The sequence below is a fragment of the Halosaccharopolyspora lacisalsi genome (genome assembly GCF_014137975.1).
GTDB classification, from domain to species: Bacteria; Actinomycetota; Actinomycetes; order Mycobacteriales; family Pseudonocardiaceae; genus Halosaccharopolyspora; species Halosaccharopolyspora lacisalsi.
Window position 1 is genome coordinate 224,544 of the sequence record NZ_JACGWZ010000008.1, and the last position, 20,540, is coordinate 245,083.

24 protein-coding genes are annotated in these 20,540 nt (G+C 66.8%); 13 read left to right on the plus strand and 11 right to left on the minus strand.

Features of this window, described 5'->3' with window-relative positions; genetic code table 11:
- The first annotated feature begins 121 nt into the window (after positions 1 to 121).
- Both FHX42_RS23965 and FHX42_RS23970 read left to right on the plus strand, forming a co-directional pair.
- Complete coding sequence (locus tag FHX42_RS23965; RefSeq protein WP_328796710.1) at positions 122 to 517, plus strand: STAS domain-containing protein; 396 nt, start codon at positions 122 to 124, stop codon at positions 515 to 517.
- Between the two features lie 93 nt (positions 518 to 610).
- A complete protein-coding gene (locus tag FHX42_RS23970; RefSeq protein WP_235987848.1) occupies positions 611 to 1,069 on the plus strand; it encodes an ATP-binding protein in 459 nt (152 codons plus the stop codon).
- 4 nt (positions 1,070 to 1,073) lie between these two features.
- On the opposite strand, the gene FHX42_RS23975 is transcribed toward FHX42_RS23970, so the two are convergent.
- Positions 1,074 to 2,363 (minus strand): PP2C family protein-serine/threonine phosphatase, encoded by a 1,290-nt coding sequence (locus tag FHX42_RS23975; RefSeq protein WP_182546715.1) that lies wholly within the window; start codon positions 2,361 to 2,363, stop codon positions 1,074 to 1,076.
- Positions 2,364 to 2,653: 290 nt separating this feature from the next.
- A complete protein-coding gene (locus FHX42_RS23980; RefSeq protein ID WP_182546716.1) occupies positions 2,654 to 3,004 on the minus strand; it encodes a PQQ-binding-like beta-propeller repeat protein in 351 nt (116 codons plus the stop codon).
- Positions 3,005 to 4,254: 1,250 nt separating this feature from the next.
- Here FHX42_RS23980 and FHX42_RS23985 point away from each other — a divergent pair.
- From FHX42_RS23985 to FHX42_RS23995, 3 genes are read left to right on the plus strand one after another with little or no spacing between them, the layout of a single operon-like run.
- Positions 4,255 to 4,599 (plus strand): hypothetical protein, encoded by a 345-nt coding sequence (locus tag FHX42_RS23985; RefSeq protein WP_182546717.1) that lies wholly within the window; start codon positions 4,255 to 4,257, stop codon positions 4,597 to 4,599.
- A gap of 28 nt (positions 4,600 to 4,627) precedes the next feature.
- Positions 4,628 to 5,227, plus strand: a complete 600-nt coding sequence (locus FHX42_RS23990; protein WP_182546718.1) for a DUF3558 domain-containing protein — start codon at positions 4,628 to 4,630, stop codon at positions 5,225 to 5,227.
- A gap of 15 nt (positions 5,228 to 5,242) precedes the next feature.
- Positions 5,243 to 6,601 (plus strand): hypothetical protein, encoded by a 1,359-nt coding sequence (locus FHX42_RS23995; RefSeq protein ID WP_220480788.1) that lies wholly within the window; start codon positions 5,243 to 5,245, stop codon positions 6,599 to 6,601.
- 181 nt (positions 6,602 to 6,782) lie between these two features.
- On the opposite strand, the gene FHX42_RS24000 is transcribed toward FHX42_RS23995, so the two are convergent.
- Together FHX42_RS24000 and FHX42_RS24005 are read right to left on the minus strand one after the other, a co-directional pair.
- Positions 6,783 to 7,247: a hypothetical protein gene (locus FHX42_RS24000; protein WP_182546719.1), complete on the minus strand. Its 465-nt coding sequence runs from the start codon at positions 7,245 to 7,247 to the stop codon at positions 6,783 to 6,785.
- A complete protein-coding gene (locus FHX42_RS24005; protein WP_182546804.1) occupies positions 7,247 to 7,528 on the minus strand; it encodes a zinc finger protein in 282 nt (93 codons plus the stop codon). Before FHX42_RS24005 ends, FHX42_RS24000 begins: the two co-directional genes overlap by 1 nt.
- Before the next feature lie 195 nt (positions 7,529 to 7,723).
- Here FHX42_RS24005 and FHX42_RS24010 point away from each other — a divergent pair, with 195 nt between their 5' ends.
- The 7 genes from FHX42_RS24010 to FHX42_RS24040 all read left to right on the plus strand — a co-directional run bounded on the left by FHX42_RS24010 (position 7,724) and on the right by FHX42_RS24040 (position 13,561).
- Positions 7,724 to 8,608 (plus strand): helix-turn-helix domain-containing protein, encoded by an 885-nt coding sequence (locus FHX42_RS24010; protein WP_182546720.1) that lies wholly within the window; start codon positions 7,724 to 7,726, stop codon positions 8,606 to 8,608.
- The gene (locus FHX42_RS24015; RefSeq protein ID WP_182546721.1) at positions 8,605 to 8,823 is read left to right on the plus strand and encodes a DUF397 domain-containing protein; all 219 of its coding nucleotides are present in this window, start codon (positions 8,605 to 8,607) and stop codon (positions 8,821 to 8,823) included. The genes FHX42_RS24010 and FHX42_RS24015 overlap by 4 nt, the downstream gene beginning before the upstream one ends.
- A gap of 71 nt (positions 8,824 to 8,894) precedes the next feature.
- Complete coding sequence (locus FHX42_RS24020; RefSeq protein ID WP_182546722.1) at positions 8,895 to 9,095, plus strand: DUF397 domain-containing protein; 201 nt, start codon at positions 8,895 to 8,897, stop codon at positions 9,093 to 9,095.
- A 141-nt stretch (positions 9,096 to 9,236) separates the two neighbouring features.
- Entirely contained in the window at positions 9,237 to 10,751 is a 1,515-nt protein-coding gene (locus FHX42_RS24025; RefSeq protein ID WP_182546723.1) for a tetratricopeptide repeat protein, read from the plus strand.
- A 332-nt stretch (positions 10,752 to 11,083) separates the two neighbouring features.
- Positions 11,084 to 11,770 carry a sporulation delaying protein family toxin gene (locus tag FHX42_RS24030; RefSeq protein WP_182546724.1) on the plus strand — a complete coding sequence of 229 codons (687 nt, stop codon included), beginning with the start codon at positions 11,084 to 11,086 and terminating at the stop codon, positions 11,768 to 11,770.
- A 217-nt stretch (positions 11,771 to 11,987) separates the two neighbouring features.
- The gene (locus tag FHX42_RS24035; RefSeq protein ID WP_182546725.1) at positions 11,988 to 12,494 is read left to right on the plus strand and encodes an SdpA family antimicrobial peptide system protein; all 507 of its coding nucleotides are present in this window, start codon (positions 11,988 to 11,990) and stop codon (positions 12,492 to 12,494) included.
- Positions 12,488 to 13,561, plus strand: a complete 1,074-nt coding sequence (locus tag FHX42_RS24040) for a sporulation-delaying protein SdpB family protein (protein WP_182546726.1) — start codon at positions 12,488 to 12,490, stop codon at positions 13,559 to 13,561. The genes FHX42_RS24035 and FHX42_RS24040 overlap by 7 nt, the downstream gene beginning before the upstream one ends.
- 64 nt (positions 13,562 to 13,625) lie before the next feature.
- Here FHX42_RS24040 and FHX42_RS24045 read toward each other — a convergent pair whose 3' ends face one another.
- The 3 genes from FHX42_RS24045 to FHX42_RS24055 all read right to left on the minus strand — a co-directional run bounded on the left by FHX42_RS24045 (position 13,626) and on the right by FHX42_RS24055 (position 15,120).
- Complete coding sequence (locus FHX42_RS24045; RefSeq protein WP_182546727.1) at positions 13,626 to 14,132, minus strand: hypothetical protein; 507 nt, start codon at positions 14,130 to 14,132, stop codon at positions 13,626 to 13,628.
- Complete coding sequence (locus FHX42_RS24050; protein WP_182546728.1) at positions 14,129 to 14,743, minus strand: SdpI family protein; 615 nt, start codon at positions 14,741 to 14,743, stop codon at positions 14,129 to 14,131. Before FHX42_RS24050 ends, FHX42_RS24045 begins: the two co-directional genes overlap by 4 nt.
- A gap of 65 nt (positions 14,744 to 14,808) precedes the next feature.
- Positions 14,809 to 15,120, minus strand: a complete 312-nt coding sequence (locus FHX42_RS24055; protein ID WP_182546729.1) for an ArsR/SmtB family transcription factor — start codon at positions 15,118 to 15,120, stop codon at positions 14,809 to 14,811.
- A gap of 354 nt (positions 15,121 to 15,474) precedes the next feature.
- Here FHX42_RS24055 and FHX42_RS24060 point away from each other — a divergent pair, with 354 nt between their 5' ends.
- A complete protein-coding gene (locus FHX42_RS24060) occupies positions 15,475 to 16,035 on the plus strand; it encodes a ferritin (protein WP_182546730.1) in 561 nt (186 codons plus the stop codon).
- Positions 16,036 to 16,164: 129 nt separating this feature from the next.
- Here FHX42_RS24060 and FHX42_RS24065 read toward each other — a convergent pair whose 3' ends face one another.
- The 4 genes from FHX42_RS24065 to FHX42_RS24080 form a co-directional block, all read right to left on the minus strand.
- Positions 16,165 to 17,118 carry a DUF5926 family protein gene (locus FHX42_RS24065; RefSeq protein WP_182546731.1) on the minus strand — a complete coding sequence of 318 codons (954 nt, stop codon included), beginning with the start codon at positions 17,116 to 17,118 and terminating at the stop codon, positions 16,165 to 16,167.
- Between the two features lie 162 nt (positions 17,119 to 17,280).
- Positions 17,281 to 18,156, minus strand: a complete 876-nt coding sequence (locus tag FHX42_RS24070) for a DUF4328 domain-containing protein (RefSeq protein ID WP_182546732.1) — start codon at positions 18,154 to 18,156, stop codon at positions 17,281 to 17,283.
- A 32-nt stretch (positions 18,157 to 18,188) separates the two neighbouring features.
- Positions 18,189 to 18,530, minus strand: a complete 342-nt coding sequence (locus tag FHX42_RS24075) for a rhodanese-like domain-containing protein (protein ID WP_182546805.1) — start codon at positions 18,528 to 18,530, stop codon at positions 18,189 to 18,191.
- A 54-nt stretch (positions 18,531 to 18,584) separates the two neighbouring features.
- Positions 18,585 to 20,363 (minus strand): sodium/solute symporter, encoded by a 1,779-nt coding sequence (locus FHX42_RS24080; RefSeq protein ID WP_182546733.1) that lies wholly within the window; start codon positions 20,361 to 20,363, stop codon positions 18,585 to 18,587.
- Positions 20,364 to 20,540 lie beyond the last annotated feature (177 nt).

Here is a 20,540-nt window from a genome sequence, read left to right on the forward strand (position 1 = left end):
GTGCCGGGTTCGTGTCGAGTGATCGCCAAGCGTCCTAACCTGCGGAAACCTCCTTGCCCGGCTGGTCGGTGACACGCATTCGCTTTTCTGACCCCGGCGCTGGTGTGCCATAGTGGGTGTCGTGAACACATTCGATTCGTCTTCCCAGCTCGAGACCGCCGAGTCCGCCGAGTCCGCCAGCGGGCCGAACGTGGCGACGGCCGTGGAGTGGCACGACCGCTCGGCGGTGCTGACGGTGTCGGGAGAAATCGACATGGTGACCGCGCCACGCTTCGAGGAGGCGTTGTTGGAGGCTCTGCACAAGGAGCCCGCGACACTGGTGGTGGATCTTTCCGGTGTGGACTTCTTCGCCTCAGCCGGGCTGAGTTCGCTGGTCACCGCCTATCAGCGCACCGACGAGCACACCGAGTTGCGCGTGGTCGCCACGAACAGCGCCACGGTTCGGCCTCTGCAGGTCACCGCACTGGACAACAAGATTCCCGTCCACGCCACGCGAGAGGAAGCGCTCGCCGCGTAAGGAGCCGGCCCCGATGTCACGGTGAGTGCATAGCGAGGCGTCCGCGTGGGTAGGCCCGAAGTCGAACGCAGTAGCCGAAGTACGAGAGTTCCCATGGAAATGGCGCCCTCCGAGCCCGATGGCGACGGTTCCCTGCTGGTGACAGACCTGCACCACATGGCGGTTCCCGCCGAGGCGGAACGGTTGCCGGAGCTGCGGCACGCGCTGGTCGAGTGGGCCCGGCACGCCGGGACGACCGACGAGCAGGTCGAAATGCTGACGCTTGCCTGTTACGAGGCGCTGGCCAACGTGGCCGCCCACGCCTACCCCGAGGGCACCGGTGTCCTGGACCTGCACGCGATCCGCCGCCGCGACCCGGCACGGATCGAGGTCATGGTGCGTGACTACGGTCGGTGGCAGCAGCCCCGGAGTTCCAACGCCGGACCGGGCGGCCGTGGCCTGGTACTCCTGCGCAGCCTGGCCGACCACGCCGAGGTCACCTCCGACGATTCCGGCACCACCGTGTCCATGACCTGGAACCTGGTTTCGGACACCGCGGCCCGGCCGCCCTGAGTCCTCAGCGCTGTGCGGGCGCCGCGGGCACGCTCAGCGCCAAAAGAGCCACGTCGTCGATGGGTGGGGGGTCGAAACCGTCGATCAGCTCGGTCAGGTCGTCGATCACCCCGGAAGCGGCGGTGCCGGCACGGTGGGCCAGGAACTCGGTCAGCCCCTCCTCCCCGAAGAACTCCGAACCGGGACGGGCCTCGGTGATCCCGTCGGTGTAGAGCAGTAGCGCCTCGCCGTCTTTCAGGTGCAGGTCGGCGGTGGCGAACGAGGCGTCCGGCAACGCCCCCACGAGCATCCCGCCCTTCGGCCAGATCTCCCGCACCGCGTTCTCCTCCCCCCGCTGCCCCAACCACAGGGCCGGTGGGTGACCACCGCCGGCGATGGTGACGTCGAAGCCCCCGTCGGCGCCGGGCCGCAGTATCCCGAACAGGACCGTGCAGGGCTGCCGAAACCGCGAGTCCAGCAGCAGCGCGTCGTTGAGCTTCGACAACACCTCGGTGGGCTCCGAATTGTGCAGCGCAGCCGCCCGCAGGGTGTAGCGGACCAGCGAAGTCACCGACGCCGCCGTGGCACCGTGACCGGAGACGTCGCCGAGGAAGAACGCCCACCGGTCGTTGCCGAGGAAGAAGACGTCGTAGAAGTCGCCGGTGACCTCGCTCGGGGACGCGGCGTGGTAGTGACAGGCCAGCTCCAGGCCGGGGACCTCGGGCAACGACGGCGGCAGGAGCGTGCGTTGCAGCGTGGAGGCGTATCCCTCGACCCGCTCCCGCAGTTCCTGCTCCTGGCGCAGCGTCGTCGACGCCGACAGGCGCAGTTCCAGTTCGTTGGCCACCACGCCCGCCAGGTCCCGCAGCGTGTCCAGCTCGGAGTCATCGAGCTCGCGCGGGCGTATGTCGAGCACGTTGACCGTGCCCAGCTGGTGGCCGTCGGAGGTGGTGATCGGCGCGGCGGCGTAGAACCGGACGCCCAGCTGCCCGAACACCAGCGAGTTGCCCTCGGTGCGGGAATCGGCCAGGGTGTCGCACACCATGTAAGGTTCGCTCTGCCGGACGGCCGAAGCGCACAGGCCCGGTTCGCGGTCGATCTCGGTCATCGCGTCGCCGAGGCCACGCGTGGCCTTGAACCAGATCCGGTCGGAACCCACGAGGGACACCGTCGCCATCGGCGCGTCCGTCAGCCGCGCTGCCAGCGCGGCGATCCGGTCGAACGCCCCGTCCGAGGACGTGTCCAGGACCTCGTAACGGGCCACCGCCAGCAGGCGGGCCGCCTCGGCGTCGCCTTCCGTGGTCACGTCATCCATGCGGCTTCGTACGGTTGAGAGTTCAGCGGTCACGGAGGGTCCTCTCCACGGGAGGTGCGTAGCCGCTCCTGCTCGGCGGTCACCGACCGGCCCCTTCCGGTGGTGTCGCCGAGACTGCGGGTCAACGACTTCTCGGTTCCTGTGATGCCCGATCCGGGCTGTGAGCTCAACCCGGCCGCTACTTTACCCCAAAAGGATTTCATCACGCCGCCCCCTGAAGACACATATCCCTGTGTGCTCCGCGTTCTCAGCAACTGGAATATTAACCCGAACAGGTGAGTTACCGAGAGTCACTTCAGGGCGAAGAGGGAAGGCGAGTCCCCTGAGGCGGAGACCGACAGGCTGACGCCGTAGACCGCGTCGCCGCCCCGGTGCAGGACGCAGTTCGCAACGCGGAGACCCGGTGTCGGGTACGGCTTGCTCGCCCGCGTGACCGTGCCGTCCTTCCAGGACAGCCGGATCGCCCTCGGCGAACTCGCGGAGCAACCGCTCTTGACGGCCAGCACCCCCTCCCCGGTGGCGGCGAGCGGAACACCGATGACATCGGTTCCGAACGACTTCGACCAGCGCGGCTTCCCCGTGTCGAGGTCGAGGGCGACGATCTCGTTGGAGTAGTCGTTGTGGTCCGAAATGCTCGTCACGGTCACGAGCACGCCGTGCGAGAGGGCGACGCGGTAGTGCTTGTGATCAACCTAGCCGAGCGAGCGCGCATTGGGACCGTACGAACGGAAGCGCTGCGAGATGGAGCCTCTTTGTTCCCCTGCTCGTCGAATACCACGTAGTTCCCCGTTTTTCCCGAGAAAGCGGGCCCCTGAACGGAGAGCACCAGGGATCCGCCGAGACCACGTCCACGATCGCGTCCTTCGGCAGCTGCGCTCCACCCTTGACACGTCCTGTCGACGAATTCAGCACCACCGTCCTCGTCCTGTCCTGGTACCCACAGCTCCGGGAGAACACGATGGTCCCGCCTTCGGCCTCGTAATCATCGATTGAGCAGTCGGAAACGTGGCAGGACCAGGATTCGCCGCCGTCTTCGGGTCCAGCAGCATGACATCCGCGCATTCGCGATCAGCGCCGTAGCTGACGGCCCCGAGCCCCTTCACCGCGCTGCTGCTCATGCCGCAAAACATTCCACCGCCCGGCTGCGCGGGTGGTGCGATCTCCCACTTCTTCTCCCCGGACGACTTGGACCGAGCCGTGATCCGCTCCTGGTCCACGCGGATCACGAGGCCGGCCGACGACCGGCTCCCAGGGGTGCGCCTCGACATCGGTCGACGGACCCGGGACTTTCCAGGCCACCTCGCTCGTCAGGACGAGATCCAGAACGGGCTCGGTTGCGGGCTTCGCCGCCTCCTCGCTTCCCCCGGAGGTGAACCACCAGGCGGTCGTTCCGCCACCGACCAGGACGACCACCAGACCGACGACGAGCACCGGGATCCACCACCGCGATTTCTTCGGAGGCGGGCCACCGGCAAGACCGAGCTGGTCCGAAGGGCGCTGCCACCCGTGTCCCGGAGGCGGCGGCGCTCCGTGAGGGGTGCAGCCACCAGGTGGGCTCCGGGGACCCCGCCCCTGGTTGGGACCACCGTGCGGGCGGGGGTGGACACCGCCTGCCTCCTTGATTTCTGTTCGGTAGCGGACCAGCGGAAAAGCCTATGGGAGCGCGGATCTTCGCGGGGGGGTGACTCGAACGAATCGCAACCAGTGAATTCGTCACACGGCGTGGGCAGTGCGTCTACTCCGAACGGGCGAAAATCTTGCGGTGCGCTGTTGATCTGTGCCTGGCTTCACACGGCCGTGGCGCCCCGGTGGCTGACAGGGCGAGATCGATCCGGCAAGATACGCCTCGACACCACGTACCGGGGGGCAGTACGTAAAGGGGGGCACACCCATGACCGGACCCGGCAACGGCTTCCACGTCGACATAGAAGCCTTACAGGGCGCGGTGAACAAGTTGGAGACACAGCGAGACAACATCGAAAGTCTCATGCGTAAGAGTGAGCAGGGGATCAAGCCCGGTGAATTGGTCGCCAACGACCAGACCACCAGCCAGGCGCGCAAGGCCATCGAGGACGTGGCCATCGGCCACGACGGCTCGCTGACAACGGCACTCCGTGGTCTCTACGACGAGCTGAGAGGGAAGATCGACACCTACTGGGCGACGATCAAGCAATATCAGCAGGACGACGCCGAGGCCATGCCAAACCAGGTACCCGGCGAAGACAGGCGGGCGTGAGACCGTGACGATTCCGGAAGGACGACGAGTGCGCAAGTTCGGACGCGGGGTGCTGACGTGCTCCGGCGCGGCCCTGCTGGTGACCCTGACAGCCTGCTCCAGCGGGGGCAGGCAAGCGGCATCCGATCCGACGGCTTCGAAACAACCCTCGCAGAACCAGTCGGCAATACAGATCAACAATCCCAAGGACGCGGCGGCGGTGCCACTGTGTGATCTTCTGCCCGCTGAGACTGCTACAGCTCTCGGATACGAGACACAGGGACGCAAAGAACAGGGTGGGCTTGATCCTGACTCACCAAGTGCTTGTGTCTGGCGCACTCCCGGAAGCAGCGAGGGTGGCCAGTTGGCACTCACCGTCCTGAATCGAAAGATTAGCGATTACTACGCCCACCCTGAAACATGGGGCGACTTTAAGAAGTTGACAGTGGCAGGTTATCCGACCGCGCGGGCAAATACTTCTGATCCAAAGAAAGCCGGAATCTGCAGCATCTATCTGGGTACGCAACAGAGTCAGATGATTTCAGCCCAGGTCACCCAGTCCACTTCCAAGGTGGGCAAGAAGGATCCGTGTCAGGTGGCGCGAAAGGCGCTGGAGGAGACCGTACCGACGCTGCCGCCTGCCAAGTAGGAATGGGGGTCAATCATGATTGAACTGTGCTACGCCAGCGGCGCGAGAATGTACCGGCAGGCCATGGCCGGGAGCTCGGATGCCACCGAGCTGCCGCGCCCGTCGGGCAGCACCGGTAGCGAGCAATGGCAGACGGTGGTCAATGAGCTCAAAGCCGTCGGCGGCGGTATCGACACCGCGATGAAGGAAGCCCGGGACGCTCACCAGGGCCAGGCCGCCGAGGCCGCGCAAATCTCGGTGGACCAGGTCGCTAAGCGGGTCAAGACCTGCGAGGACACCGCCAAGAGCGTTCAGAAGGCGATCACCGATCAGGCAAACGCCCAGGGAGAGACCTTCAAGCATCTTCCTGCCCAGGGCGAGAAGCTGCCGAACGGTGAAATGGCGCAGCTGGATCCGCCGGACAAGAACTGGGCGGAGCGGCACGGTGTCGACAGTTTTCCGGGCCTGGGGTGGACGAGCGACTACGAGGAGAAGCAGCGTCGCTTCCAAGCCACCAACTCGCACGCCGACCAGGTGATGCAGCAGTACCAGCAGCAGACCCAGTCACGGATCCAGTCGCTGCCGAAGTTCGAGCCGCCTCCGCAGGAGCCGCCACCGCAGCCGCCTCCGGGTGACAGCGGCGACAGCACGACGGCGCGGGGTCTGGGGCAGTCCAGCTACAGCAGCACGCCCAATCTGGGTAGTGGGGGTGGCGGCGGTACGCCGTCGTCGACGCAGTCGGCGTGGGCGCCGTCCTCGGGTTCGGTCGCTCCGAGTCCGTCACCGTCTCCCTCCTCGGTTCCGGCTGGGTCGGGGACGCAGGCTCCGGCCGGAACGAGTTCCACCTGGGCCGGAGGGAACTCGAACCTGCCTCCCGGAACGGTGCGCGGGCAGGACGGGATGTTGTACCGGCAGATGCCGGACGGCTCGTGGCAGCGCCAGAACCCCTACAACGGCCGGTGGGCCCCGGCGCCCGGTGGCCCCGGCGGCACGGCTCGCGGGGGTCCTGGCGGCGCGGGCCGCGGCGGTGCTGGGGGTGCTCGCGGCGGCGGTTCCGGTCGTGCCGACGGTGGCTTCGGCCCCCGGTCGGGTGCCGGTGCGACTCCGGGCTCGGGTAGTGGTCTCTCGGCGGGCGGCCGCTCCGGTGTGGCCCCGACTGGTGGTCCGGGCTCCGGTGCGTCGTCCACGGCCAGTGGTGGTGCCACCGGTGGCCAGTCCGGCCGAGGCGGAGGAATGCGCCCGATGGGCGGCGGTGGCCAGCAGGGCCAGGGCGGCGAGGAAGAAGAGCACGAGCGTCCCAGCTGGCTGGTCGAGGACGAGGACGTCTTCACCAACGACATGCAGAAGAGCGCACCCCCGGTCATCGGAATCGCACCCTGGGAGAAGCAGGGCTGACCCCGCACGGAACTTCACATTCCTGTGGGCAACCCCGCTCTTCCCGGGTCTTCCTGTGGATAACTGCCCCCTGACGTGGTGTCGTGGGGATGGTTGTGCCCGGTTTCGCGCGAAACCAGGATTTCCCGGTTTCGCGCGAAACCGGCTTCGCTCTTGCAGTGGTCGTCGGGTGCACCCGTGGTTACGCGGCTGCGCTCGGACCTACGCCCGCGCCTGTGAGCGCTGGGGCGAGGGCGATGCGGAGTCCGGCCAGCCTGGGCGGGGGCGGATACGTTTCGCCGGGTTCGTTGAGGCGGTGGCGGCCGACGTAGGGCTCTTCGGCGGGCGGGTGAAGTAGCTGGTGGAGGTTGCGTTCCAGCGGGGTGGGGTCCGGTTCGTCCCACTCGTGTTCGGGTTCGGGCGGCCAGGCGATGTCCTCGTCGTCGGGTTCGGTTTCGGAGTGAACGGACCGTTTGGGCGGTGTGAGTGCCCAAACGGTCCGTTCACCCTGTGGGATCGCTGCGTTCTGCAACTGGTTGACGGTCAGGGTGCCGGGTCCGGCGTGGGCGTGTTGGCCGTTCCCGCCTCGGACGGGCACCAGTAGGAGGAAGGGTGCGGCCAGCAGCGCGCCGAGGGGCAGCCAGACGCCGAGCTCGTGGGCAGTCATTAGAACCACCCCTGTCGGCGGCGCTGATCACGGCGGCGCTCCTCGATGGAGTCCTGGCGCTGCTGGGACCACTGCTTGGCCCGATCCATGCACGTGTCGCAGGTCGGCATCAACCAGTCCAACTCGCTCGGGTCGATCAACACCACCGCCTGCCCGCACAGCGTGACCCGCTCCTGCTCGGGCTTGGGTTTCGCCTCCGGTGAGAACGCGTGCCGGGCCCCGTCGACCGGGTTCCACCACACCACCGGGCCCCGCCAGAACAGGCCCTCCTCCAAGAACATCGTCACCACGACCACGCCCTCTCGCTCGTCGTTGCTGGGAGGCGGCGATCCCGGCCGGGGTCGGGGGCAGAGCCAGGACCGCCGCCTGCGGTAACCCAACGTGTTGCTAGCGTTACCGTGAGATCGAGACTAGAGGATGGCTATCTAAATAGATAGCTACATCACCCAAAGGTGTGATCGCTCCGGAGGTACGACATGGCACCAAGCTCTCCTACCGTCGCGGCCTGGGCACTGGGGCGAAGGCTTCGCGAAAAGCGTGACCAGGCGGGACTAACCGCGACGGCTGCAGCCAAGCGGTTTGGAATCACATCCGCTTATCTCTCGGAGTTCGAGCACGGCAAGAAGAACGTAGGCGAAGATCGACTCGAGGCTCTGCTCGACGCGTACGAGTTCGACAAAGACGAAGCCGATGAGCTCCGTGTGCTGAGGAAGGAAGCAGGTCGGCGCGGCTGGTGGAGCGACTACACGGGCCTGTTCAGCGACGAGCTTCTGCGGTTCTTTGGCTACGAACACGGCGCGGAAAGCATTCGCACCTACGGAAGCGACATCGTGACCGGTCTTCTTCAGACCGAGGAGTACGCACGCGCGCTCATCGAAGCTGGCAGCCCCAACCTCCGCCTGGCCGAAGTGGACCGCAGGATCCAAGCTCGTCTGCATCGCCAGAATCGCCTTACCGGAGAAGACCCGCTGCAACTCAGCACGATCATGAGCGAGGCCGTGCTGTACCAGCAGGTCGGTGGCCGAGAGGTGCTCGCTGGGCAACTGAAGTACCTGGGAGACCTGGTCGAGCAGCAGCCGGGCAACCTGGACATTCGTATCGTGCCGTTCGAAGCGACCGGCCACGAAGCTATGGGCGGATCGATCTTTCACCTCATGACGTTCCCCAGTGGCAAGCTTCCCACTCTGCTGTGGCAGGAGACCGTGACCTCAACGCAGGTGATCACGGATCCGATGACGGTCCGTGAATACCACCTCGCCTACACCGAGGTGACGAAGGCAGCTCTCGACCGCAAGAGTTCGTTGCTGCGCATCAAAGATGCTTACGGTCGGCTCCGAAGCCGAACTACAGTGGAGACATGAAGCCTGTTCACCTGTCTCACGACCTACACCACGCCTGCTGGCGCAAGTCGACCCGCAGCACGAGCAACTCGCACTGCGTCGAGGTAGCGGTGACGCCACAGGCCGTCGGCGTGCGCGACACCAAGGACCGCGACAGCGGTACCCTGGCCTTCGACCGCCACGCCTGGTCCGCCTTCACGGCCGCCCTCAAGGACGGCGACCTCACTTTGGCGTGAACACGCCGATCCACCCGTGAGAGCCCCTTTTTCTCTTAACTCGCCAGGGTGTCACTCGTTAGGGTGGCATTATGGATCTTGAGGCGGTCAACGAACACTTAACGTGTGCATCCTGGCGCAAATCCAGTCGCAGTACGACCAACGCTTCCTGCGTTGAGGTGGCGGTTACTCCACGCCTCGTAGGTGTCCGCGACACCAAGGACCGCGACGGCGGCACTTTGGCCTTCGACCGGGAACAGTGGGCGTCGTTCGTGCGCAGCGTGCGCGCGTAGCCGACTTTCAAAAACCCGCGTCACCCCTGCGCATAGAAACACGCGACACACCTGAACGGTCATCGGATACGTTTTGTGCTTTCGCGTTCCCGATCTGTGTCATCCTTGCCTGATCAACCGGTATGGCAAGGAACGGGAGCGATGAGCGTAGTTACCGACAGTCGTGCGGCTCTCACCCCCGAGGAGGGGCGGGAGTTGATGGAGCGGTATCTCGGGCACGAACGAGTGGCGGCCGAGTCCGATGCGGTCGGCTCGCTGGTCGAGCTGTGCGCGGGGTTGCCGCTGGCGTTGGGCATCGTGGCCGTGCACGCCGCGAAGGAAGCCGACGCTCCCCTGCCCGAGCTGCTGCACGAGTTGCAGGACGAACAGCAGTGGTTGGACGCGCTGGAGACCGGCGGCACGACCGGTGTCCGCGCGGTGTTCTCCTGGTCCTACCGGTCGCTGTCGGAGGGGGCCGCTCGCCTGTTCCGGCTGCTGAGCCTGCCCACCGGTCCGGACATCGGCCTCGCCGCCGTGGTCGAACTCCTAGGCACTCGCAAGCGCGACACCCATGCGCTGCTGGGCGAACTCGTCGAGGCGAACCTGCTCGAACGCCCCTCCTCCGAGCGCTACCGCTTCCACGACCTGCTGCGCGCCTACGCCTCCGAGTGCGCGGGCACCGACGAACCCGCCGAGGAGCGCGACGCCGCCCTGCGGCGCCTGTTCGACCACTACCTGCGCACCAGCTTCGGGATCGAGCACCAGCTGCTCGGGCACTCCCGGCAGTTCACCCCCGACATCCCGCGCGCCGAGGGCGAGGAGCTGGAGCTGCCCCGAGTTCGGCATGCGCTGGACTGGTGGCTGACCGAACTGCCCAACCTCACCGCCGCCGTCCGGCAGGCCCGGGAGGTCGGCATGAACGTGCACTCGTGGCAGCTCGCCCACACCCTGCTCTACCCGCTGCGACTGCGCGGGGACACCGAGCAGTGGATCGCCACCTTCTCCACCGGGCTCGACTCGGCCCGCGAGCTCGGCGACGACGAGGCGCGGGCGCACCTGCGACTCGGCCTCGGCATCGCGCACTTCCAGCGCGGCGAGTACGAGACGGCCGCCAGGCACCAGGAGCGGTCGCTGAGCCTGTTCGACCACCGTGACGACCGGTACTGGACCGCGACGCTGCTCGTCGCGCTCGGCGAGGTGCACACGATTCTGGAGCGGCACGGGCAGTCGCGGAACCACCTGCGCCGCGCGCTGGAAATGCACCGCGCCGACGGCGAACCGTTCGGCCAGGGCGTGACTCACGCCGCGCTGGGCGCGCTGGAATCCGAGCTGCGGAATTTCGACGTGGCGTTCGAACACCTGCGGCAGGCGTTGTCGTTCTACCGCGAGGTCGACGAGAAGTACGGCGAAGGTGTCGTGCTCCACGACCTCGCCGGGGCTCTCCTGGGGTCCGGGAACCTCGACGACGCCGTGGAGACCTACCGGCAGGCCGTGGCCCACCGGAACGAGATCGGACACCGGCAGGGCGAGGTCGACAGTCTCCGGTCCCTGGCAACAGCCCTGGAGCAAGCCGGTGGCCCCGAGGCCGCGCGGGAGTGCCACCAGCGGGTTCGCTGCCTTTCGGATGGTTCGGACCGCTCCGACGGGTCGTCGGCCGAGACCGGCCAGGAAGGGTAGCGCACGGGACGGCCCGACGCTTTGCGAAGACCAACGGATCGCGTCGCCACGGAGCTCGACCCTTCGGCAGGACACGGCCTATGATCAACAAACACGTCGGATCGTATTGTCAGACCGTCGAAAACCGTCCGCGTGAATCTCTCTCACCCGAGCAGCCCCACCGATTGCTCCACATGGAGCATCGCGAAGTAACGAGACCGAAACGAACGCAGTCCGTTGTAGACCACAACCACACCGCTTGATACTTTGGCTCGTGCAAGCGAATTGGGGAAACAGCGCTGGCCGTGCCAGAATCCCGATCTGGTCACTACTAAACTGGGTGTGCGGAAAAAATGAAATTACGCTCCAAAGGAATAGCCGTACTCGTTTCCAGCGCCGTCGTGCTGGCCACTGGAACGGGTATCGCGCAGGCCGCCATCGGTAATGACCAGCGGGTCATCACCGAGCGGCACATCACCGAGAAAACCGCCAAGATCGAGCAGGCGCAAACGAACGGAAAGGATCTCTTCCGCGGCATATTCTTCCTTCAGGGAGGGGTCGGCGACAAGCTGATGGGCCTGCCCATCTTCACGGGCGACCAGGAGATGATCGACAGGAACAACTCTCCCGAGGCCATGAAGGCGGTCGACCAGATCACCGCCAAGATGGAGAAAACGCAACCCGGTTTCTTCGCCGATTTCGAGAAAGAAGTCCGCAGTGGCGATCCCGTGCGGGTCTCACGCGCGGTGGAGAACTCGGTGGCACTCGCCAAAAAAGCGGCTCCCGAGCAGGTGAGCACGAAGGAGACCAATGGTGACGCCAAGCCCACCTGCGGGGTCACCGTGGCCGTCGGACTCGCGGTCGTCCACGCCGCGGCCGCGTTCACGGCCGCCGGAGTCGCCGTCGCCGAAACCGTGGCCGTCGGACACTTCCTGGTGTACGGATCGGCGTACTTCTGGCCGAACAAGGCCGCGAGTGCCAGCGAGCTCGGGCAGGACCAAAAACTCGCACAGTTGCTGAACACGCTCAGGACGGCATGATCGAAAGCGGGCGGAGACGAGCTCTCCGCCCGCCCCCACCTTGCTTCCTCGTCGCAAGAAAATCCGTCAGACGGAAAACACGTCAGAGACAAGAGTTTCCATACGAGTCATGCCAAAAACAAATACCACCGACGACCGCGAGACCCCGCGAAGGGATCCCGCTGAACCCACTCCGCACCTTCGAGTCGGCAAGCTAAAGATAATTCCCGCCGCGCTCGTGGCCATCGTTTTTTTCACGTACGTGGTGCATATCCACCTGCCCAAGAACGTGATCACTTTGCCGTTCGAGCAACACGTCGCCCCGGCGACGAGCCAGCTGTTCAAGCAGGGGTGGGCCTTCTTCACCAAGTCACCTCGCTCGGAGAACTTCACGGCCTACCGAAAAATCGGACCAGAGCAATGGCGGGGGGAGATACGATCTCCGCACTCTCGTCCGGTCAACATGTTCGGCCTGAACCGCTACTCCCGGGCCCAGAAGGTCGAAGTAGCACTGCTGATCCACGAGGCACCGAACGACGAGTGGCAAAAATGCTACGAGGACCTGGCGGTGTGCTTGGCCGAGAAGGACCACGGCGCGATGGCCATCCACAACCCGTCTCCGGAACCCAGTATTTGTGGGCACATCATGTTCGTCGAACGTGTCCCGGAACCCTGGGCCTTCCGCAATGTCACGGAAAAGCGATGGAGCATCAAGCGGGTTCTGCCGGCGGAGGTATCATGCTGAATTATCTGGTACGCCAGTTTTCGCAATTTATTCGCGAACCGTCCCGCCTGCCGGTGCCGTGGGGACCGGCATACGGCGCGGCGCGTACGTTCCTGGCGCTCGGAGTGGCGGGAACGCTGATTTTCAGCTCCGATGAAACACTGTTTCACCCGGTGGCCCAATTCGGTTCCTACCCCAAGTGCGACGGTATCTCGGGAGGAAGTCTCTTCTGCCTCGTACCGAGCGACAGCCACAACATCTGGCGGTTCGTGGCCGCAGGGATCCTGCTCGTCGTGGCGAGCGGGTGGCGGCCTCGCGTCACGGCACTGCCCCACGCCTGGATAACCTTCAGCTTCCACACCTCCATCTCCATTCCCGACGGCGGGGACCAAGTTTCCATGATCCTCGCCATACTGCTGCTGCCAGTGGCCCTGACCGACCCGAGGAAATGGCACTGGAACCGACAGCACGGACTCGACGGGGAAAGCGGCACCCCGTGGAAGAACAACGCCGTTCAAGTATCCGCGGTCATCGGAGTCACGGGCCTTGTTCTCGCCCGCCTCCAAGTGGTCGGCATATACTTTCAGTCCGGCCTGGCGAAGCTCGCCGTGCCGGAGTGGGTGGACGGAACGGCACTGTACTACTGGATCAACAGTCCCACCTTCGGCGCTTCCCCCTGGTTGCGACCGCTGCTGTCGTGGATCGTCGAAGTTCCCGTCGGTGTAGCACTGCTGACCTGGCTACCACTGGTGCTGGAACTCGCCCTGGCCCTCAGCGTCCTGAACTCCTCGCGACGCCTGCGTGCGATTCTTCTTCCGCTGGGTGTGACATTCCACGCCCTGATCGCGGTCGTCATGGGGCTGTGGAGCTTCGCAGCGGCCATGACCGGCGCCTTGCTGCTGCTTTTGGTACCCATCGGCGGGCCGGTCTCGCAGCTGTACCACGGCCCGTCTCGGGACAGCGGTCCCGATCCTTCGAGCGAAGAAGCATCAACGACCGCTGTTCGAGGAGAACCCGAGGACATCACATCGGACGACCGGGATCCGTCGTCGACCTCTCAGCCGGGGGCCAAGCAACCACAGAACTAGTACCGCGGCCCGGCTCGTGCGATCGCCGAGACTCACTTTTCCGAGCTCCGCGAATTCACCGAGATCACCTCAATAAACGGACTATCTCCTCGGCATTGGCGTCGACGACGACGTAAATCCGCCCGGAACCGGTCGTGAACCGCACCGCGGGACCGGGCCCCATGAGAAAACCGACTGCTCCGCCCGGGCCGAACCTCATGCCGTAACCGCCGAACTCGCGCGGCCCCGAGTCGACCAATTCCGCACTCTCGACGTCACGCAGCGCAAAACGTCGACGCAACACGGGAACGATCGAGACAACAAGGTGCTCGTCGTCCACGCGAACACGCATGTGCATGAAAAGCAGCCCCGAGAAGAGGCCGACGGTGATCACCGTGAACAAAATCGCCGGAACCAATTGGTCGCCCTTGAGGACCCATATCGCGACACTGCCGGCCACGCTGGCGACCAGCAGCAAGCAGAAGACCGCCTGGAGGAAACGAGGCGGGAAGGTGCGATTGTCATAATGCATATTATCACCACGATCCACTGGTTTGTTTTTCACACCGCATCCGGTGTTCGGCGGCGTCACCCGGCGAACCAGACACGCGTCAAGGACGCCGCTGCTATCACGACGACGGCGACAGCCACGAACACAGCGACCACGGCCGACTGCAACAACACGGCCCCGACGACCGTAAGAACACCTACCAGCAGCAGCGCGATCCCCGTACCCCTGTGGACCCCACGTGATCCACGCAGCCGATCGTTCTTACTCGCACGGACACCGAAAGCCGCATGCGGTGGCGCACTGTGCAGCCTGTTGCCCAGCACGGCGACAAAAGTCCCCACGGCGACCAAGGCCCCACGAACGAAAATATCCGTTCCCAGGTCGAACACCCCTGCCACAGTAGCCAGTTGACCAACAGTGACGATCACGAGCGTACCCAACCAGCCCCACACGTAAGCGTGCCGCGTACGTCCCTCCGAGGAGAGAAGTCCCGTTCGTGCCGCCTGCCGGTACAGCGTCCCGGCGACGACAGCGGAAATTACCGGTGCCGGCAACAAAACCAGCCACTTCGGTCCCGTGGCAGCGACCCGACCATCCGGGCCGTGCCGACTGATAATCTCTCCGGGCGGTGTCACACTCCAAGTGATCACCGCCAGGGCGACCATCACGGCGATCAGGGCGACCGAAATCACGGCGCACAGAGTGAGCCACGTAAGCCTGGGTGGTTTGTTTTGCATCATACCGCGGAAGAGGATCCTTACCCGGATTCGTCGTCCGATCGCGTCATTGGTTTATCGGCCTGCTCGTTTTCTTCGCGCGGCCGTGTCAGGTCGAGAATCCAACGCGCCGCCTCCTCCACGGCAGTAGTACTCAGGTGCAGGACCGTTGCCGTGCCACGGTGCTCGGCCTCCACCAACCCCGACTCCTTGAGGAGCTTCAGGTGCTGGCTCAGAGCGGACGGCTGCACTCCCAGGCGTGCGGCCAGTTCCCCCGCGGTAACGCTGTCCCGGCGCAACTCTTCCAGGGCCCGACGTCGTAGCGGGTTGGCCAGGGCCTCGAAAAGCTTCACTTTTAGCTTTATACATGAACTAGTGTATAAGTTGCAACTACATCGATCGCGGCTGGTCAGCAGTCCGTGTCAGAGGTGAGACGAGTTGGAACACGGCGTTGATGCCGCCATCGCGGAGTCGGAGCCGGACGGACTCGCCGCGGCATCCGGCCCCGACGCCCAGCGGGGCCACTACCGGAGACTCTCGCGCACGCGGCGCACCACGACAGGAGGCGAGCCCTTTCACAATAAGGATCGCCTTTCCTTCACGAGGATCGCCTTCCCTTTCAAAGGTTCACCTCAAAAAGGGAAGACTAATCATCGTGAGGGTAACCTGCGATGACGATTCCCACAATTCCCGCGTAGCCTGAAAGCATGACTACGAGCACGAAGAAATTCGAGAAGCAGGACTCGGGATTCCACCGGCTGCTCCAGGAGCAGGTCCGCAACGAGTTCACCGCCTCGCAGCAGTACGTCGCCGTGGCGGTGTGGTTCGACAAGGAGGACTTACCCCGGCTGGCCAAGCACTTCCACCGCCAGGCGCTCGAGGAGCGCAACCACGCGATGATGATCGTCCAGTACCTCATGGACAACGACGTCACCCCGACCGTTCCCGCCATCGGGGAGGTCCGCAACGAGTTCACCGAGACCCGCGAGCTCCTGGCGCTGGCGCTGGAGCAGGAACGCGCGGTCACGCGGGAGATCGTCACGCTGGCCGAGACCGCCCGCGAGGAGGGCGACTACATCGGCGAGCAGTTCATGCAGTGGTTCCTCAAGGAGCAGACCGAGGAGGTCTCCCAGATGTCCACGCTGCTCAACATCGCCGAGCGCGCGCAGGGGAACACCTTCGACATCGAGAACTTCCTCGCCCGCGAGGGCGCCGGAAGCGAGCACCACGACCCGACCGCTCCCCCGGTGGCCGGCGGCGGGGTGTGAGCGTCGCTCGCCGGGTCACTCAGCCGCGTCCCGCGCCGGGCAGCTCGCCTCGGACGAACTCCGCGAAGTCGTCCGAGGCGGAACCGGCTCCGGCCGCGGGGAACGGTTCCACGCGCGGCCGCGCGGAGATCACCGGATGGTGACCTGCCGCCCCCGCAGCCCCTCACGGGCACGACGCTCGGTCGAGGTCAGCGGCTCGTCGTCCAGCGAGGACAGCGCTTCCTCCAGCCGCTGCCCCAACGCCCTCGCGGGTTCCCGCCACTCGCTGGCGTGCTTCTCGCGGTCGAGGTCCCACACCGGCACGATCAGGCCGTGCGCCCGGAACGAGCCCGCGTAGCGGCTGTCCTCGTCGAGGGCGAGTTCACCGCGCGCCGACAACCGAGCCAGCGCGGCGATCAGCCGATCCTCCGACTCGGAGCGCACCCACCGCAGGTGAGCCTTGGTTCCGGTGTCCACCCAGTAGGCCGAGCACACCCCCTCGGCGTCGATCCGCTGCGTCGGTGTGATCGCCGCGTTCGCCCGCTCCAGGGACAGCTGCACCTCGCGGCTCGGCTCGGTGTCCTCGGGCATCCACCAGGAGAAGTCGTCGTACAGCTGCGGCGACAGCTGCTCCTGCGGGTCCATCAGGTCCTGCAGGCGGTTCGGGGCCACGCTGGTGGGGACGTTCTCCGGGCCCACCGCCGGCAACGACTGGCCCGGCTCCGCCTGCTGCGCCCACTCGACGGCCCGCGCCAGGTCGCTGCTGATGTCGCCGGACTTGGTCTGGACCTGGAGCCCGACGAAGGCCTGCCCGTCGTTGCGCACCATCGCGGCCGCGGCCATCGGCAGCACGGTCGCCAGCAGGATGCTCCGGTCGCCGGTGCGCAGCGGCAGCTCGGCCGTGGCCGAGGGGACGAACTCGCGCAGCGCCACCAGCTCGCCCTCGGCGGCCAGACCCCCGAACGGACGGGTCACGATCGGCTGCCGCGAGCCGCTCTCCGCGCCGTGGCACGCCTTGTAGCGCTTGCCCGATCCGCAGGGGCACGGCTGCCGCTTACCGACAGGTGCTTCCGCGGCGGACTGATCGGATGTCCGCTTCGTCACCGGTGCCTCCTCGCTCCCCTGATGATGACTACACAGGTGGACGCGACGGTATCGGACCGTGTGCGGCGTCGGCGACGCGGGCGGATAGATGGAACAACTTTAGGGAAAATCGCAGAAGCCCCACACGGACGGGTGCACCTCGGCCCGGCCGGGCGAGTGACATCAGCGAGGAGCGGTGTCCGGGCGTGGCGGGCGCTGTGGTTCTGGAGCGCCGCGCACGGCCAGCACACGCGGGTGCGGCACCTCGGTCGCGTCCACCGGCGTGAGCAGGCGCGTCAGTTGCTTGACGACGCGGAGGGTCAGCACGGCGAGCACGGCCGCCACGGCGTCGGTCCACGCGTGCAGCACCACGCCGTCGGCCATCGCCTGCACGCCGTCGCGAAAGCCCCAGCAGAACGTCACCCAGCCCAGGAGCAGACTCGCCACCCAGGCCGACCACCACGCCCGCACCAGTCGTGACGGGCTCGGGCGCGCGTCCAGGTCGCGAGCCCCCTCGTCGACCAGCACCGTGTGCTCCAGCTCGGCCAGCACGCACCCGGGCACGACCAGGTTCGGTCCGGGAACCAGCACACCGGCGACGAACCGCCAGTCCGGGCGCGCGGGGCGCACGCCCGCTCTCTCCCCGGCGCAGTCCCGCGCGCGCAGGGCCCACAGGACCGCGACGACACCGGCCAGCGCTCCCACCAGCCAGGTCAGCACACCCGCCGTCGCCACCAGGGCGTCGGAGATCGCCAGGGTGACCGCGGGCAGCGCTTCCTCGCGGCTGCGCAGCAGCAGCACGTAGCGCCACACCTCGGCCCCGCACGCCAGCGCCGCCACGCCCGCCAGTCCCCACAACGCCGTGACCGCCGTGGAGGACAGGGACAGCACACGCTCTCCCGGATCGGCCCGGTACCGGGTCGGCAACGCCAGCGGCCAGCGCCAGCCCAGCGGGGGAAACCCCCATCGGGGCGTCACCGGGTAGGACGGCGGACCGGTGTACGGACGTGGCGGAGCCTCACGACGCGCGGGCCGGCCGCCGCCCGGCGGAGTGGCCACCCACTCCACCGGCGCGCCCGGACCGGGTCGGTTCACAGCACGTACGGGTCGGCGTCGGGGTCGTCGGCCACGACGGGACGCCCGGCCGCCGACCAGCCGTTCATGCCCCGCTCGACGTTGACGGCGTCCCAGCCCGCGGCGTTGAGGTAGGCGGTCACCTTGGAGGAGCGGCCACCGGAACGGCAGATCACGTAGAGCTGGTCGACCTCGGGAATCTCGTCGAGACGCTCGGGGACCTCGTTCATCGGGATGTGCACCGCTCCGGGCGCGTGCCCGGCCAGCCACTCGTCGTTCTCGCGCACATCCAGCAGCGCGCCCTCGGACAGTTCCGCCGGGATCTCCTCGGGCTGCACCGCTGGTACCTGACCGTGCATCGGTGTAGTCACACCCCGATACTGCCACGGGTCTCGTGGGGCTGTCGTGAGGCCTCACCGGCGATGGCGGCCCCGGCGGTCCGCACCGCCGGTCTGACCGAAGCGTTCGACCGCCCGGTCCCGGATGAAGCCGAGCCGGTCCGGAGCGTGCATCCGCAGCATCACGCGCGACACGTCGGCGGGCACCTGCCCCCGGGTCGCCCGGCTGACCAGCACCGTCACCAGGAACGCCACCGGGACCGTGACCACGGCGGGCTGCCGCAGCAGCACCGCCCACCAGCTCGTCGAGTCGCCGAGGAGCAACCCCGGCGCGAGCGTGCTCAGCACCAGCGCGCTGCCCGTCAGCAGCCCGCTGACCGCACCGGCCGCCGTCAGTCCCCGCCACCAGATTCCCAGCACCAGCAGCGGGAAGAAGGTCGACGCGGCCATCGCGAAGGCCAGTCCGACGGTCTCCGAGATGTCCCGTTCGACCAGCACCAGCGCCAGCAGGGTCGGCACCACGGACGCGACCGCCACCGTCACCCGGAAGTCCCGCACCTGGCCGGGCAGCACGTCGCTCGACAGCACCCCGGTCACGCTCATGACCAGGCCGAACGAGGTGGACAGGAAGGCGGCGAACGCTCCCGCCGCCGTGATGGCGCCGAGCAGCCCGCCGACCCAGTTGTGCAGCATCGCCCCGGGAAGCAGCAGCACGGCGGCGTCGGTGTGGCCCGTGACCAGCAGTCGCGGCGTGTACAGCCGCGAGAGCATCCCGAAGATCGTCGGGAACAGGTAGAACACACCGAGCATCCCGAGCACGAACAGCGTCGTGCGCCGGGCGTGGTACCCGCTCGGGTTCGTGTAGAAGCGCACCAGCACGTGGGGCAGCCCCATCGTGCCCAGGAAAGTGGCCATGATCAGCGAGTACGTCTCCAGCAGCCCGCTCGCACCCCCGTGTTCCGGGCGCGCCCAGGAGGCGTTGCTCGGTTCCGCGTCGGCGACCACCGGTACCGGGGACCCCGCGGGGAACCGCAGCTCGGTACCGGCGTGGGCCGGGTAGACGCCCGGACGCACGTAGACGGCGCCGTCCTGGAGGACGCCGTGGTCGGCGCCGTTGGTGACCCGCACCCACACCGGATCGGTGACCCGCAGCTCCACCGCGGTCTCGATCCGCACGGTCGTGGCCCGCTCGAAGACCGGAGGGGCCGGTTCCGTCAGACCGTTGCGGTACAGCGCGTCGTCGCCCAGGAAGACCACGCACAGCGCGAAGGCGGGCACGGTGATCGCGAACAGCTTCACCCAGTACTGGAACGCCTGCACGAGGGTGACCGCGCGCACCCCGCCGCCGAGCACCCCGAGGAACACGATGACCGCCACCACGACGACGCCGCCGGAGTACCCCATCCCCGTCACGGTCGCCAGCGTCACCCCCGCCGCCTGCAACTGCGGCACCAGGTACAGCCACCCGAGCACGACCACGAGCACGGTCGCCACGCGGCGCAACCGCGAGGAGTTCAGCCGCGCCTCGGCGAAGTCCGGCAGGGTGTAGGCCCCGGAGCGCCGCAGCGGAGCCGCCACGAACAGCATCAGCGCCAGGTAGCCCGCCGTGAACCCGATCGGGTACCACAGCGCGTCGACGCCGTCCTTGAGCACGAGACCGGCGATGCCGAGGAACGACGCCGCCGACAGGTACTCACCGGAGATCGCCGCCGCGTTGCGCTCGGAACCCACCCAGCGGCGCGCGACGAGGAAGTCCGAGGTGGTCCGCGCGGTACGCGAGCCCCAGAGGGCGAGGGTGCACGTGGCGACACCGAGCACGACGATCCCACCGAGCGCCCAGACGTTCCACTCCATCGCAGGCCCCCGGTCCGCCTAGCACTTAGCGTCGATCATGCTAAACCACTGCTCGACGGAAGCTCCGCGGCCACGGCTGTCGGCGTACCCAGTCGCGCACCGTGTCACCGGTGGAGGTGCCGTAATGCGGTTTCGCGAGAAACCGCCGAAACCCACGCCTGGGCGGGGCGCCGAGAA

What these genes read in the sequence shown, in the direction of transcription:
- FHX42_RS24005 (WP_182546804.1), bottom strand. Translation starts at nt 7,528, where the DNA reads ATGTTCTTGGAGGAGGGCCTGTTCTGGCGGGGCCCGGTGGTGTGGTGG.
- FHX42_RS24025 (WP_182546723.1), top strand. Translation starts at nt 9,237, where the DNA reads ATGAGCGTAGTTACCGACAGTCGTGCGGCTCTCACCCCCGAGGAGGGG.
- FHX42_RS23970 (WP_235987848.1), top strand. Translation starts at nt 611, where the DNA reads ATGGAAATGGCGCCCTCCGAGCCCGATGGCGACGGTTCCCTGCTGGTG.
- FHX42_RS24075 (WP_182546805.1), bottom strand. Translation starts at nt 18,530, where the DNA reads ATGCACGGTCAGGTACCAGCGGTGCAGCCCGAGGAGATCCCGGCGGAA.
- FHX42_RS24015 (WP_182546721.1), top strand. Translation starts at nt 8,605, where the DNA reads ATGAAGCCTGTTCACCTGTCTCACGACCTACACCACGCCTGCTGGCGC.
- FHX42_RS24020 (WP_182546722.1), top strand. Translation starts at nt 8,895, where the DNA reads ATGGATCTTGAGGCGGTCAACGAACACTTAACGTGTGCATCCTGGCGC.
- FHX42_RS23995 (WP_220480788.1), top strand. Translation starts at nt 5,243, where the DNA reads ATGATTGAACTGTGCTACGCCAGCGGCGCGAGAATGTACCGGCAGGCC.
- FHX42_RS24060 (WP_182546730.1), top strand. Translation starts at nt 15,475, where the DNA reads ATGACTACGAGCACGAAGAAATTCGAGAAGCAGGACTCGGGATTCCAC.
- FHX42_RS24080 (WP_182546733.1), bottom strand. Translation starts at nt 20,363, where the DNA reads ATGGAGTGGAACGTCTGGGCGCTCGGTGGGATCGTCGTGCTCGGTGTC.
- FHX42_RS23975 (WP_182546715.1), bottom strand. Translation starts at nt 2,363, where the DNA reads ATGGATGACGTGACCACGGAAGGCGACGCCGAGGCGGCCCGCCTGCTG.
- FHX42_RS24000 (WP_182546719.1), bottom strand. Translation starts at nt 7,247, where the DNA reads ATGACTGCCCACGAGCTCGGCGTCTGGCTGCCCCTCGGCGCGCTGCTG.
- FHX42_RS23985 (WP_182546717.1), top strand. Translation starts at nt 4,255, where the DNA reads ATGACCGGACCCGGCAACGGCTTCCACGTCGACATAGAAGCCTTACAG.
- FHX42_RS24030 (WP_182546724.1), top strand. Translation starts at nt 11,084, where the DNA reads ATGAAATTACGCTCCAAAGGAATAGCCGTACTCGTTTCCAGCGCCGTC.
- FHX42_RS24040 (WP_182546726.1), top strand. Translation starts at nt 12,488, where the DNA reads ATGCTGAATTATCTGGTACGCCAGTTTTCGCAATTTATTCGCGAACCG.
- FHX42_RS24010 (WP_182546720.1), top strand. Translation starts at nt 7,724, where the DNA reads ATGGCACCAAGCTCTCCTACCGTCGCGGCCTGGGCACTGGGGCGAAGG.